Raw genomic sequence first — 13,194 nt, 5'->3', positions numbered from 1 at the left:
GGAAAAAGAATTTAAACCTGTTTCAGGGCTTCAGGACGATCTTCCCGGAGCTTTTCCGATCCTCGATGTACTGGTGGGCCTCGGCCGCGTCCTCGAGGTCGAACGACTGCCCGAGGATGATCTCCAGTTCGCCGCTCGCGAAGCCCTCGGTCAGTTCGGGGATGGCCTTCATGACTTTGTTCGGTGCTCGGAAGGCGGCCTGCCCGAGGTGGAACCCTTTGATCGTCTTGTTCTCGAAGAGCAGCCGCCGGTTGCTGACCTCGGCGGGGACGCCGCTGGCGACGCCGTAGGTCACCATGCGGCCGAAGTGGGCCATCGCGTCGAGGCTGCGATCGAAGACGTCGTCGCCGACGCTCTCGAGGACGAGGTCGACACCTTGGCCGTCGGTTTCCTCGTCGACCGTCTCTCGGAAGTCCGTCTCGGTGTAGTTGATCGGGTGGTCACAGCCCAGCTCGGCCGCGAGGTCGAGCTTCTCTCCCGTGCTCGCGGTGCCGAAGACCTCCGCGCCGGCGTTCGACGCCAGCTGGACGGCGGCGGTGCCGACCCCGCCGGCCGCGGCCTGGATCAGGACGGACTCGTCGTCCTCGAGGCCGCCCCACTCGAAGAGGCAGGCGTGGGCGGTGAGGAACTGGACGGGGAAGCCGGCGGCCTCCTCGAAGCTCATCGCGTCGGGAATCGGGAAGAGCATCTCGGCGTCGGCGGTGACGTACTCCGCGTAGCCGCCGCCGTCGAGCATCGCGACGACGCGGTCGCCCTCCGAGAAGTCCTCGACGCCGTCACCGACCGCTTCGACCGTTCCCGCGGCTTCCATGCCGGGGACGTAGGGCGCTTCGGGGCCGCCCGGGTACTGGCCCTCGCGCTGCATGATGTCCGCGAAGTTGATTCCGGCCGCTTCGATGTCGATTCGGACTTCGCCGGCGTCTGGCTCCGGCGTCGGGACGTCGACGACGGATAGCTCGTCGCTCCCGCCGTAGGCCTGAACTTCGATTGCTTTCATATCGGCCGTATATAAATGGCTCAGCCGTATAAAGGTGTGAAAACCGGAGAAAACCAGACAAACGTTTCAAATTTACTCGCGGAGAATCCGCGAATAAGTAGCGAGCGCCGCCGACAGTAGTTCCCGATTCGGTCTCGAGACTCGCTGATAGCCGTTCGAACGGCCGGACGAGTGTCGTTCTCGAGTATCACGAGAGCCGGCCGTCCTTCGTGCCCTTTAAGCCCGCGCTGCCTGCATGTCGACACAATGAGCGACGAGAGTCAAGAACTCGGGATCACCGAGTCGAAATCGCACAAACCCGGCGAGTGGTACGCCGAAGTCGTCCAGAAGGCGGATCTCGCTGACTACGCCCCGATGGGCGGGTTCATCGTCACGAAACCGCGCGGCTACGCCCTCTGGGAGGCCATTCAGGACGCCCTCGACGGCTGGTTCAAGGAAACCGGCGTCGACAACGTCTACTTCCCGATGTTCATCCCCGAGAGCTACCTCGAGCGGGAGAAAGACATCGTCGAAGGGTTCGATCCGGAGGTCGCGTGGGTGACCCAGGGCGGTCACGACGAACTCGAGGAACGGCTGGCCGTCCGCCCGACGAGCGAGTCGATCATCGCGCCGTTCATGGCCGACTGGACGCGAAGTCACCGCGACCTGCCGATGCGGCTCAACCAGTGGTGTTCGGTCGTCCGCTGGGAAGCGACGGAGACCAAGCCGTTCTTCCGGACGAAGGAGTTCCTGTGGCAGGAAGGCCACACCGCCCACGCGAGTAACGAGGGCGCGTGGGAGGAGGTCTGGACCCGTCTCGGCCAGTACGAGCGCGTCTACGAGGACGTGCTGGCGATTCCGGTCCTCCGCGGCAAGAAGCCCGAACACGACAAGTTCCCCGGTGCCGACACCACGACGACGGTCGAGGCGCTGATGCCCGACGGCAAGTCCGTACAGGGAGGAACCAGCCACAACCTCGGGCAGAGCTTCGCCGAGGCGTTCGACATCACCTTCGCCGACGAGGACGAGGAAGAACAAACGGCCTACACCACCTCGTGGGGCCTCTCCTGGCGTGCGATCGGCGCGCTCGTCATGACCCACTCCGACGATCAGGGACTCGTGCTCCCGCCGACGGTCGCACCCACGCAGGTCGCGATCGTCCCCATCTGGCAGGAGGATACCAAAGACGACGTCCTCGAGTACGCCGAGGAGATCGCCGAGGATCTCGAGGACGCCGGCGTCCGCGTCGAACTCGACGACCGCGACGGGCGCAATCCCGGCTTCAAGTTCAACGAACACGAGCTCAACGGGGTGCCGCTGCGACTCGAGATCGGTCCCCACGAGGTCGACGACGAGGAGGTCACGCTGGTCCACCGGCCGGACAACGCCGAATCCGTCGAGGACCGCGACGAGATCGTCGACGCGGTCGACGAGCACCTGGACGACATCTTCGACAAGCTCTACGAGGCGGCCGAGGAGACCCTCGAGGACAACGTCCGCGAAGCCCACAGTCCGGAGGAGATCCTCGGGACGATCGGCAAGCACGGCGGCTACGTGAAGACGCCGTGGTGCGGCGACGAGGCCTGCGAGGAGGTCATCAAGGAAAAGATCGCCGCCGAGATCGTCATGCAGCCGCTGGCCGACGAGGGCGGCTCGACGGCCGGCGAGGTTCCCGAACCTGAGCACGACGAGTGCGGCGTCTGTGGCGATCCCGCCGACGAGATCGCGTACTTCGCGAAGTCGTACTGAGCCTCTCCCGAACTAAACGATTTTGCGACGCGGCCGATCGATTGCATCCGGTCGAACGGATGAATCAAAAGGGTTCCGTTGTTCTCCTATATCTTGTCAGCTATACATATGGAAGCGTCATCAGCGCTGTTTTCCGACGTCCAAACGGTCCTCGAGATAGCTGGCATCGTCGGGATTCTCGTAGCGGGCCTCGGCTACTATTTCCGATCGCGATTGATCGAGTCCAGACGAACGGTTCTCGCTGGCTGTCTCTTCATGGGTACGCTGTTTCTTTTGATATGGATCGAACGACAGCTGCTTGTCGATCCCGATGTGAACGATCTGATGTCCGCGTTCGCCGGTCCGCTCGATGGTCTGCTGTTCGTCGCGACACTCGTCGTATTTTGGCTACTGTTGGCCGGAATGACACTACCGGCACTGTGGTTGTTCGTCCGTGAGCTGTCGGTCAGTCCAACGCTCGGGCTCTTCGCCGTCACGTACAACGTCTTCTGGGCGATGTTCACTGTCAGCCACGAGAGTAACAGTCTCATCATTCACTTCGGCCTCGTCCTCCCCGTCATTCTCGTCGGCACTCTGTTGCTCGCGGGACTCGAGTTCGGAGTACTTCGGATCGTAGGGCACTCGTAAATCGCCATATGACGGTGGAATCAGTTGGTCACGCATTGTTCGATGTCGGAAATAGAACACAGCAGGGCGATACGAGAAGTCAGAGACGAACGCCCTGGACACGCGAGACGGAGGACGGCGATCCGATCGAGCCGTCGATTTTTTCGAACCGAGTGAAATATCAACTAATCCCCCCGGACCGACCGGTCTCGACCGATCGATCTCGGGTGACCGTTTCACACAACCCTAATCGTTTAGCCCGAGATTGTTTACCTGTGGGAACGCATTAGAACCATGTGGTGTTCACTCTGGTGGGTGAACACTACGTGCCTCTGACATTTCCCCGCTACCGGGAAGTTCCCCTTTCCGGACGGGGTTCGACGTGTAGCAGTGACGGACGTCTTTCTCCGAGACGGGTCCCGATTGAGACCAGCGACATCTCTTCCGCTGAGACAATCGTGATTAAGGGTTTTCAATATACCTTATATTGGTATATATGTGTTAATAATACGCTTAGTCATAATGGATTAGCCTCTTATACTGGTTCCGGCTAGGTGCGTGTATGTCACAGCCACATATAGCGTCATCAACCGAGCGGACCGAGGGGCTCGCCGACCCCGGGGACGCGCGGTCTAACTGTGGTGTCGGTGTCGTCATGGACCTCGATGGGGTGGGAGGGCACGACATCGTCGCCGACGGACTCGAACTGCTGCGGAACCTCGAACACCGCGGGACGACCGGAGCCGAAAAGAACACCGGCGACGGTGCCGGAATCATGCTGCAGACGCCCGACTCGTTCTTCGAGAGCGTTCTCGAGACCGATCTCCCCGAAACCTATGCCGTCGGCTCGCTCTTTCTTCCACAGGATCCCGAGGCGCGCGAAGAACTCGTCTCGCTGGCCGAGGAGACGTTCGACACCTACGACCTCGACGTCCTCGAGTGGCGGGACGTTCCGACGAACAACGACGACCTCGGGAAGACCGCCGTCGATTCCGAACCCGACGTCTACCAGGTCGTCGTCGCGCCCGACGACGATATTTCCGGCGACGACTTCGACCGTCGCCTCTACGTCGCTCGACGCGCCCTCGAGAACGCCGTCGAGAACGCCGATATCGAGAACAGAGAGCGCTTCTACGTCGTCTCTCTCGACTCGAAGACGGTCGTCTACAAGGGGCTGCTGAAGGGCGTTCAGGTCCCCGCGTACTACCCCGATCTCACCGACGAGCGCATGGAATCGACGTTCGTGATGGTCCACGAGCGCTTCTCGACGAACACGCTCGGCGCCTGGCACCTCGCCCATCCCTACCGGAACATCATCCACAACGGCGAGTTCAACACCATCCAGGGCAACATCAACTGGATGCGTGCCCGCGAGACGGACATCGAGAGCGAGGTCCTGGAGGACCTCGAGGCGGTCAAGCCGATCATCGACGACCCAGACCAATCGGACACGGCGAGCGTCGATAACGCGCTCGAACTCCTCATGCAGGACGGGCGCGACCTCGAGCACGCGCTGCGGATGCTCGTTCCCGAGGCCTGGCGCGGCGACGACGCGATGGACGCGGACCGCAAGGACTGGTACGACTTCCACGCCTCGCTCGTCGAGCCGTGGGACGGCCCCGCGCTCGTCGCGGCGACGGACGGCGAACGCGTCGGCGCAGTGCTGGACCGCAACGGTCTCCGCCCCTGCCGATACGACGTGACGACGGACAACCGCCTGATCATGGCCAGCGAGGCCGGCGCGCTCGAGACCGACCCCGAAGACATCGACGAGCGCGGCCGCCTCCAGCCCGGCCAGCTGTTCCTCGCCGACCCCAACGAGGGGCGGGTCATTCCCGACGAGGAAGTCTTCGACGACCTCACCGACGACCGCTACGGCGAGTGGGTCGCACGGGAACAGGTTCACCTCGACGACATTCAGACGACGAACGACCGCACGCCCCGGCGGGCGGTCGACGGTCTGCGCGACTATCAGGCCACCTTCGGCTACACCCACGACGAACTCGAGAACCTGATCGAGCCGATGACCCAGAAGGGGAAAGACCCCGTCGGCTCGATGGGCGACGACACGCCGCTGTCGGTCCTCACCGATTTCAACCGACCGCTGTTCTCCTACTTCAAACAGCTGTTCGCACAGGTCACCAACCCGCCGCTGGACTACATCCGCGAGGAACTGGTGACTTCGATGGAGAGCCGGCTGGGCTTCCAGCGCAACCTGCTCGACGAGTCGCCCGAACACGCTCGCCAGCTCGTGCTCGACTCGCCGATCCTGACCGACGCCGAACTCGAGTCGGTCCGCGACTGCTCGGCCAACGGTATCACGACCGCGACGATCGACATCACCTACGAGCCCGAGAGCGAGGAGCTCGGGACGGACCTCCGGGCCGCGATCGAACGCGTCCGCGAGGACGTCGTCGAGGCGATCGAGGACGGCGACCACGACGTCATCGTCCTCTCGGACCGGAGCGTCGACGAGGACCGGGTCGCGATCCCGAGCCTGCTGGCGACCGGCGCCGTCCACCATCACCTCGTTCGCAATGGGCTGCGAAACCACGTCGGGCTCGTCGTCGAGTCCGCCGATCCGCGGACCGTCCACCACTTCGCGACGCTGGTCGGCTACGGCGCCGGCGCGGTCAACCCGTACCTCGCCTACCAGACGATCGAGGACATCACCGCCGGCCCCGACGGCGCCGACACCGAGGTCGCGATCGACGCCTACGTCGGCGCGGTCGAGGACGGCCTCCTGAAGATCATGGCCAAGATGGGCATCTCGACCGTCGAGAGCTACCAGGGCGCCCAGATCTTCGAGGCCGTCGGCCTCGAGTCGGATCTCGTCGAGGAATACTTCGAGGGGACCGAGAACCGCACCGAGGGGATCGGCCTCGCGGAGATCGAGGAGGACCTCCGGGAACGCCACGCGACCGCCTTCGACGGCGACGACGTGGAATCGGACCTCGACCGTCACGGCGAGTTCGAACACCGCTCGGACGGGATCCACCACCAGTGGAACCCCGACACCGTCGGCGCGCTCCAGCAGGCCGTCCGCTCGAACGACTACGAGCGCTACGGCGAGTTCGCGGAGAAAATCAACGACCAACAGCAGAACCTCCAGACGCTTCGGGGCCTGCTCGAGTTCGACTCGGACCGCGATCCGGTCCCGATCGATGAGGTCGAGCCGATCAAAGACATCGTCCAGCGGTTTTCGACGGCAGCGATGAGCCTCGGCTCGCTCTCGCCGGAAGCCCACGAGAACAACTCGATCGCAATGAACCGGTTGGGCGGCAAGAGTAACTCGGGCGAGGGCGGCGAACCGCCGGAACGGTTCGACACCGAACGCGAGTGTAACGTCAAGCAGGTGGCGTCGGGCCGCTTCGGCGTCACCTCGACGTACCTCTCGAACGCCGACGAACTCCAGATCAAGATGGCCCAGGGCTCCAAGCCCGGCGAAGGCGGCCACCTTCCGGGCTCGAAGGTCAACGAGATGATCGCCCACGTGCGCAAGTCCACGCCCGGCGTGGGACTGATCTCGCCGCCGCCGCTGCACGACATCTACTCGATCGAGGACCTCAAGCAGCTGATCTTCGATCTGAAGGCGGCCAACGAGGAGGCAGACATCAACGTCAAGCTCGTCTCCGAAGCCGGCATCGGCACGGTCGCCGCCGGCGTCGCGAAGGCAAACGCCGACGTGGTCCACATCTCGGGCCACGACGGCGGCACCGGGGCCTCGCCGCGCACCTCGATCAAGAGCGCGGGCCTCCCCTGGGAGCTCGGCCTCGCCGAGGCCAACCAGATGCTCTGCGAAACCGGCCTCCGCGACCGCATCCGCGTCTCAACCGACGGCGGGATGAAGACCGGGCGCGACGTCGCCGTCGCCGCCCTGCTCGGTGCCGAGGAGTACATCTTCGGGACCGCCTCGCTCGTCACCGGCGGCTGCGTGATGGCCCGGCAGTGTCACAAGAACACCTGCCCGGTCGGCGTCGCCACCCAGCGCGAGGACCTGCGCAAGCGGTTCCCCGGCGAGCCCGAACACGTCATCAACTACATGACGTTCATCGCCCAGGAGCTGCGCGAGATCATGGCCGAACTCGGCTTCGAGACCGTCGACGAGATGATCGGGCAGGTCGACGTCCTCGAGCAGCGCACCGACGTCGACCATCCGAAAGCCCGGAAGGTCGACCTCTCCGAAGTGCTGGCCGACCCCGGCAGCGACGTCCGCCGCAAGATCCGCGAGCAGGACCACGAACTCGAGGACCAGCTCGACCGCGACCTCATCGAGGCCGCGGCCGACGCCATCGAGGATCAGGATCCCGTCTCGCTCGAGACGGACGTGACGAACGTCGACCGAACCGTCGGCGCGATGCTTTCGAACCGCATCACCAGCCGCTACGGCGAACCCGGGCTGCCCGAGGACACGATCAGCATCGACGCGGAGGGGACCGCCGGCCAGAGCTTCGGCGCGTTCCTCGCCAGCGGCGTCTCGATGCACCTCGACGGCAGCGCCAACGACTACGTCGGCAAGGGCCTCTCGGGCGGGAAGCTCACGATCCGGACGCCCGAGACCGCCGCCTACGACCCGACCGAGAACGTCTCGATCGGCAACGTCGCGCTCTACGGTGCGACCGACGGCCAGATGTACGTCAACGGCGTCGCCGGCGAGCGCTTCGCCGTCCGCAACTCCGGTGCCAAGGCCGTCGTCGAAGGCGTCGGCGACCACGGCTGCGAGTACATGACCGGCGGCGTCGTCGCCGTGCTGGGCGAGACGGGCACGAACTTCGCGGCCGGCATGTCCGGCGGCGTCGCCTACGTCTACGACCCCGACGACGAGTTCGAGGCCAGGGCCAACACCGGCATGGTCTCGCTCCACGACGAGCTCGAGGAGAAAGACGAACGGATGCTGCGCCGACTCGTCGAGAATCACGTCGCCTACACCGGCTCCGAGCGCGGGCAACTGCTGCTCGACAACTGGGAGCGCGCGCTCGAGGCCTTCGTGAAAGTCATGCCCGAGGCCTACTACGAGGCGATCACCGAGCAAGGGAGCGACGACGTGCGCAACGAACTACCCGGTGCGCCCGACGTGGCGGCCGAGGCCGAATCGGCCAGCTTCGCGGCGAGCGACGACTGACGGCCGTTCCTCTCGAGCGGTCGCGATCGGAATTCGTTTCTCGAGGCCGTTTCGACGTTCGATAGCGAAAACGGTCGCGACCCGAACGACTACCGGCGTCAGAAACGGCGGAGAGCGAGGCAGGACTCGCCGGTCACTCGCGACCGAGCGTGTGGAACTCGTCGTTGGGCCGCATCTCGGCGAACGTGGCCATGCGATTGCTCATGTTGTAGTAGGCCGTGACGGCCGCGATGTCCCAGATCGCTTCCTCGCTGAAGCCGGCGTCGCGCAACGCCTCGAGGTCCGCCGGTTCGACCTCGGTCGGCCGTTCGGTGAGCGTGACCGCGACGTCGAGCATCGTTCGATGGGCCTCGCTGATGTCGGCTGTCCGGTAGTTCGCGATCAGCTGATCGGCCAGCGTCGGGTCCTCGGCGTAGATCCGAACGAGCGCCCCGTGGGCGACGTTGCAGTAGTAGCAGTGGTTCACGCCCGAGACGGCGACGATTATCATCTCGATCTCCTCGCGCTCGAGGGCCGTGTCTTCGACGAGCGCGTCGTGATACTGGAAGAACGCCCGGAAGTGCGAGGGTTTGTACGCGAACGCCGAGAACACGTTCGGCGTGAATCCGGCGCGGTCGGTCTCTTCTTCGATACGATCCTGGAGGTCTTCCGGGAGATCGTCGAACGCCGGCACGGAGAACCGCGCCATCGCGTCGTCGCTGAGTTCGGGCTCGGGATCGGTCGCTGACTCGCCGTCGGAACCTGAATTGGCCATGGATACCGTTTCACAGGCATCCCTAATAACTCGGGGGCGAACGTCGGGCGCTATCCGTCGACGATGCCGCCCGTATCGACCGCCGCATCGAGAACGGAGTCATCGGTCGAGACCGCGAGGAGGTGCGAGCCGCAGTCACAGTTCGACGCCCCGAAGTCGGGAACCGGCGTTCCGGGAAGCGATCCCGCGAGTTCACACTCCCGGTCGGCGTCGGGGAACGTGATCGCGGTCTCGAGTCGGGCCGCCGGATCTCCGAGCAGGTAGTCGACGTGCCAGTGACGGGTCTCGCGGTCGCCGGCGGCGAGTTCGCGGTGGCGATCGATGCGGGCGAAGCCGCCGGGACCGAACGCGCTCCCGACGTAGGCGTACGTGCCAGGGGTGAAATTCCGGTCTCCGAGCGCACCGACCTCGATAGTCGTCGCCTCCGTCACCTCGATCACGAGGACGTACGTCCCGGTCATGCGGCACAGTCGGGACAGCGGCGGTAAAACGAGGGTGATTTCGATCGGTGCTCGTCGGCGATCGGCCCCAGTCCGTTTAACTCGTCCTCCTCGTGATCGGCAGCAGGACCGCGTTCTCGGCCGTTCGTCACCGGGTGAAACCGGTCCGTCCGCCAGCGTTTTGCCCCGCAGGCGCGACGGTCGAACATGGACAATACACTCGTTCTCGGCGGCACTCGCTTCATCGGCCGCCACCTCGTCGACGACCTGCTGGACCACGCATACGACGTGACGATCTTCACACGCGGCAATCGCGAGAACCCGTTCGCGGACGACGACCGGGTCGACCACATCGAGGGCGATCGCACGAACGATACCGCGCTCGAGGCGGCGGCGACGACCGCCGATCCCGACGCCGTCTTCGACTGCGTCGCCTACCACCCCAAGGACGTCCGCGCCGCCACCCGCATCTTCGCGGACTGCGAGGCCTACGTCTACGTCTCGAGCGGGGCGGCCTACGGTCGCGAAGTAATCCCGAAGCGCGAAGACGAGACGCCGCTCAATTCCTGTACGGCCGATCAAGCGACCGACGACTCCTTCGAGACCTACGGCAACCGAAAGGCAGAGGGCGACCGGGCAGTGTTCGCAGCGGCCGAGGACGGGATCCGCGCCATGGCGGTTCGACCGCCCATCGTCTACGGCCCGCACGATTACACCGAGCGGCTGGACTGGTGGATCGACCGGGTGAACCGCTTCGACCGCGTCGTGATCCCCGGCGACGGGACGAACCTCCGACACCGCGTCTACGTCGAGGACGTCGCCAGCGCCCTGCGGATCGTCGCCGAAGGGGGGACGGCCGGCGAGGCCTACAACGTCGGCGATCGGCGGCTCGTCACGCTCGAGGAGATGGTCGAGTTGATCGCGGACCGTCTCGACACCGACGTCGATCTCGTTCACGCCGGCCCGCGCGAACTCGCGGCCGGCGAGATCGAACTCGACGACTACCCGCTCTACCGGACGTATCCACACGTCCTCTCGACCGGGAAACTCGCCGCGCTGGGCTGGGAGTCGACGCCGCTCGAGGAGGCGATGGGGCGGTCGGTCGACGCACACCTTGACAGCGACCGGGACGATGACGACACCGGTCCCGATCGGAAGGCCGAGGAGCGCGTTCTCGGGATTCTCGAAACGCTCTGATCAGGACGCCGGTTCCCGGAGCCGCTCGAGCCGCCGCGCGGTCGACGGGCTCGCTGCGAACCGTTCGTGGAATCGACCGCGATCGTCGGCCAGATCGTCGGTAGCCTCGTACGCCCCCGCGAGTTCGTCGACACCGACCGATCGAGCGGCGCGACGATCGGCGGCGAACTCGTAGCGCCGGAGATATCGCGCACAGAGCGGCCAGCAAACGACGAGAACCGCGAGTGCAAGCCACAGGGATAGCCAGACGGTCGCGGTCAGGAACGATCCGAACAGGAGCGCCAGGATGAGGGCCTGTCGCTCGGGCAGTCGACGTTCGCCCGCCGCTTGCAGTCGTGCACACAGCGCCGTCAGTTCGTCGTCCGTGAGAACGTCGACGGCGTAGTCGGTGGCGTACGCTCGCCGATTCCAGAACGGTCCGTCGACGTAGAGGCCGGCGGTCTCCGTTTCGCGGCCCGGAAACACGCCGGCGACCGTCGCGGTCAGATTCGCCCGGTCGGCCGCGGCCTCGAGCCGCCGTCGCTGCTCGCCCGTCGGCTCGGAGAGTCGCTGTGAGAGCCGAACGTTGTACTGTATCCAGACGGAGACGCCGACGGCGAGGACGGCAAAGAGGATCGGGATCAGGAACGGACTCGGATCGGGCAGGCGGAGAAGGACGACGAGCGGGGCGAGCGTACCGAGACAGAGTACCGCTATCGCGAGGAGGTATTTCGCGAGCCGACCGACCGCAGTCGCGGCCGATATCTCGAGATCGCGGCGCTCGCGGGCGTACGGAAAGACGCCGAGGTACGCGACGAGGACCGCGACGATCGTTCCGGCCCCCGTCGGTATCCAGGCGAGGGGTGCGGCCAGCCCACCGGAGAGTGCCGGATGGAGCGTCGAGAGGGTCGCCTCGGTCGTCTCGACGAGACCGGACAGTGTGAGGCCGACGATGGCCGTACAGCCGACGATACCCAGCAGCCGGTACGTCCCGCGCGACTGATGACCGTCGTCACCGTGGCGTCGAACCGTGTACGCGCCGTACAGTCGGCCCGCGACGTGACCGGCGACGAGCAGGGCGAGCCAGAACGCGACCGTCGCGATCATATCTCCCGGATAGGGTTGGAATTTTTATAATCTGTCGAATCCGCCGTTACGGAAGCGAGTGGGTAGCGACGGGAAGCGGGCGCTCGAGCCCCTCGTATCGGGACCGATCGCCGCGAATTCCCGGCGATCGGCGCGCCGACGAGGAAAAGCACATGTCCCGGGGGTGTGTGGGAACGGGTATGTTCGAGAAGTCGACGTGGATCCGCCTTCCGCGAAACGTCGTCGTCGGCCACGGCGTCCGGGACGAGGTCGTCGACGTAGTCGACGATCTCCACCTCCAGGGGCGGCCGCTGTTCGTCACGAGTCCGACGCCCCGAAAAGTCGCGGCAGATCCCATCGCGGCCGATTTCGAGGCCGCCGGGATCGATCCCGCGATCGTCACGATCGAGAAAGCGACCTTCGACGCCGTCGAACGGGTGATCGAGACCGCCGAAGCCGAGGAGGTCTCCTACCTCGTCGGGATCGGCGGCGGGAAGGCCATCGACATCGCGAAACTGGCCAGCCACCACCTCGAGATGGGCTTTCTCTCGGTGCCGACCGCGGCGAGCCACGACGGGATCGTCAGCAATCGCGGCTCCGTCCCGGACGGCGATTCCCGCCACAGCGTCGCCGCCGAACCGCCGCTCGCGGTCGTCGCGGACACCGGGATCCTCGCCGATGCACCGTGGGAGCTGACGACCGCCGGCTGCGCCGACATCATCTCCAACTACACCGCGGTGATGGACTGGCGGCTCGCCCAGCGGCTCAAAGACGTCGAGTACTCCGAGTACGCCGCCGCGCTCTCGGAGATGACCGCCGAGATCCTCGTCGACAACGCCGATCTCATCCGCCCGGGGCTCGAGGAGTCGGCCTGGACCGTCACCAAGGCGCTCATGTCTTCGGGCGTCGCGATGAGCATCGCCGGCTCCTCGCGACCGGCCAGCGGGGCCGAACACCTCTTCTCCCACCAGCTCGACCGGCTGGCACCCGAGGCGGCCCTCCACGGCCATCAGGTCGGCGTCGGCTCGATCATGACCGCCTACCTCCACGGCGGCGATCGGGGCATCTGGCGCGACATCCGCGACGCCCTCGCGAGTATCGACGCGCCGACGACCGCCGCGGAACTGGGGATCGACGACGAGACCGTACTGGAGGCGCTGACGACCTGCCACGAGATTCGCGACCGGTACACGATCCTCGGCGACGGGATGAACGAGCGGGCCGCTCGAGACGTGGCGACGAAGACCGGCGTCATCGACTGATCGCCGAGCGGGATCGCGAGCCG

Annotated in this window: 10 protein-coding genes; 5 read left to right on the top strand and 5 right to left on the bottom strand. The window is 65.4% G+C overall.

Annotated elements, in window-relative coordinates; translation table 11 throughout:
- Positions 1-22: 22 nt before the first annotated feature.
- Positions 23-997 (bottom strand): quinone oxidoreductase family protein, encoded by a 975-nt coding sequence (locus NDI89_RS04005; RefSeq protein WP_277520222.1) that lies wholly within the window; start codon positions 995-997, stop codon positions 23-25.
- Positions 998-1,243: 246 nt separating this feature from the next.
- Here NDI89_RS04005 and proS point away from each other — a divergent pair, with 246 nt between their 5' ends.
- From proS to gltB, 3 genes are all read left to right on the top strand, one after another.
- Positions 1,244-2,725 (top strand): proline--tRNA ligase, encoded by a 1,482-nt coding sequence (gene proS, locus NDI89_RS04000; protein ID WP_277520221.1) that lies wholly within the window; start codon positions 1,244-1,246, stop codon positions 2,723-2,725.
- A gap of 108 nt (positions 2,726-2,833) precedes the next feature.
- Positions 2,834-3,352 (top strand): hypothetical protein, encoded by a 519-nt coding sequence (locus NDI89_RS03995; protein WP_277520220.1) that lies wholly within the window; start codon positions 2,834-2,836, stop codon positions 3,350-3,352.
- Between the two features lie 541 nt (positions 3,353-3,893).
- Complete coding sequence (gene gltB, locus NDI89_RS03990) at positions 3,894-8,453, top strand: glutamate synthase large subunit (protein WP_277520219.1); 4,560 nt, start codon at positions 3,894-3,896, stop codon at positions 8,451-8,453.
- Between the two features lie 133 nt (positions 8,454-8,586).
- Here gltB and NDI89_RS03985 read toward each other — a convergent pair whose 3' ends face one another.
- Genes NDI89_RS03985 through NDI89_RS03975 form a run of 3 tightly spaced genes read right to left on the bottom strand, consistent with a single transcriptional unit; the run spans position 8,587 to position 9,856 of the window.
- Positions 8,587-9,207, bottom strand: coding sequence for a peroxidase-related enzyme (locus NDI89_RS03985; RefSeq protein ID WP_277520218.1), 621 nt, complete (start codon positions 9,205-9,207; stop codon positions 8,587-8,589).
- Positions 9,208-9,257: 50 nt separating this feature from the next.
- Complete coding sequence (locus NDI89_RS03980; protein ID WP_277520217.1) at positions 9,258-9,668, bottom strand: GIY-YIG nuclease family protein; 411 nt, start codon at positions 9,666-9,668, stop codon at positions 9,258-9,260.
- On the bottom strand, positions 9,665-9,856 hold the full coding sequence (locus NDI89_RS03975; RefSeq protein WP_277520216.1) for a hypothetical protein: 192 nt from the start codon (positions 9,854-9,856) through the stop codon (positions 9,665-9,667). The genes NDI89_RS03980 and NDI89_RS03975 overlap by 4 nt, the downstream gene beginning before the upstream one ends.
- Here NDI89_RS03975 and NDI89_RS03970 point away from each other — a divergent pair.
- Positions 9,855-10,844: an NAD-dependent epimerase/dehydratase family protein gene (locus NDI89_RS03970; protein WP_277520215.1), complete on the top strand. Its 990-nt coding sequence runs from the start codon at positions 9,855-9,857 to the stop codon at positions 10,842-10,844. The genes NDI89_RS03975 and NDI89_RS03970 overlap by 2 nt on opposite strands.
- Here the strand turns inward: NDI89_RS03970 and NDI89_RS03965 are convergent, their stop codons facing one another.
- Positions 10,845-11,930: a M48 family metalloprotease gene (locus tag NDI89_RS03965; protein WP_277520214.1), complete on the bottom strand. Its 1,086-nt coding sequence runs from the start codon at positions 11,928-11,930 to the stop codon at positions 10,845-10,847.
- 179 nt (positions 11,931-12,109) lie between these two features.
- Here NDI89_RS03965 and NDI89_RS03960 point away from each other — a divergent pair, with 179 nt between their 5' ends.
- Positions 12,110-13,171: an NAD(P)-dependent glycerol-1-phosphate dehydrogenase gene (locus NDI89_RS03960; protein ID WP_277520213.1), complete on the top strand. Its 1,062-nt coding sequence runs from the start codon at positions 12,110-12,112 to the stop codon at positions 13,169-13,171.
- The last annotated feature ends 23 nt before the right edge of the window (positions 13,172-13,194 follow it).

Origin of the sequence: Natrinema salsiterrestre (assembly GCF_029502005.1) — an archaeon.
GTDB classification, from domain to species: Archaea; Halobacteriota; Halobacteria; order Halobacteriales; family Natrialbaceae; genus Natrinema; species Natrinema salsiterrestre.
The sequence above is the reverse complement of the archived record's forward strand: the minus strand, read 5'-3'. Positions and strand labels throughout refer to the sequence as shown.

Coding starts and splice junctions, on each gene's coding strand:
- NDI89_RS03980 (WP_277520217.1), bottom strand. CDS start 9,668: ATGACCGGGACGTACGTCCTCGTGATCGAGGTGACGGAGGCGACGACT.
- proS (WP_277520221.1), top strand. CDS start 1,244: ATGAGCGACGAGAGTCAAGAACTCGGGATCACCGAGTCGAAATCGCAC.
- NDI89_RS04005 (WP_277520222.1), bottom strand. CDS start 997: ATGAAAGCAATCGAAGTTCAGGCCTACGGCGGGAGCGACGAGCTATCC.
- gltB (WP_277520219.1), top strand. CDS start 3,894: ATGTCACAGCCACATATAGCGTCATCAACCGAGCGGACCGAGGGGCTC.
- NDI89_RS03975 (WP_277520216.1), bottom strand. CDS start 9,856: ATGTTCGACCGTCGCGCCTGCGGGGCAAAACGCTGGCGGACGGACCGG.
- NDI89_RS03985 (WP_277520218.1), bottom strand. CDS start 9,207: ATGGCCAATTCAGGTTCCGACGGCGAGTCAGCGACCGATCCCGAGCCC.
- NDI89_RS03995 (WP_277520220.1), top strand. CDS start 2,834: ATGGAAGCGTCATCAGCGCTGTTTTCCGACGTCCAAACGGTCCTCGAG.
- NDI89_RS03970 (WP_277520215.1), top strand. CDS start 9,855: ATGGACAATACACTCGTTCTCGGCGGCACTCGCTTCATCGGCCGCCAC.
- NDI89_RS03960 (WP_277520213.1), top strand. CDS start 12,110: ATGTTCGAGAAGTCGACGTGGATCCGCCTTCCGCGAAACGTCGTCGTC.
- NDI89_RS03965 (WP_277520214.1), bottom strand. CDS start 11,930: ATGATCGCGACGGTCGCGTTCTGGCTCGCCCTGCTCGTCGCCGGTCAC.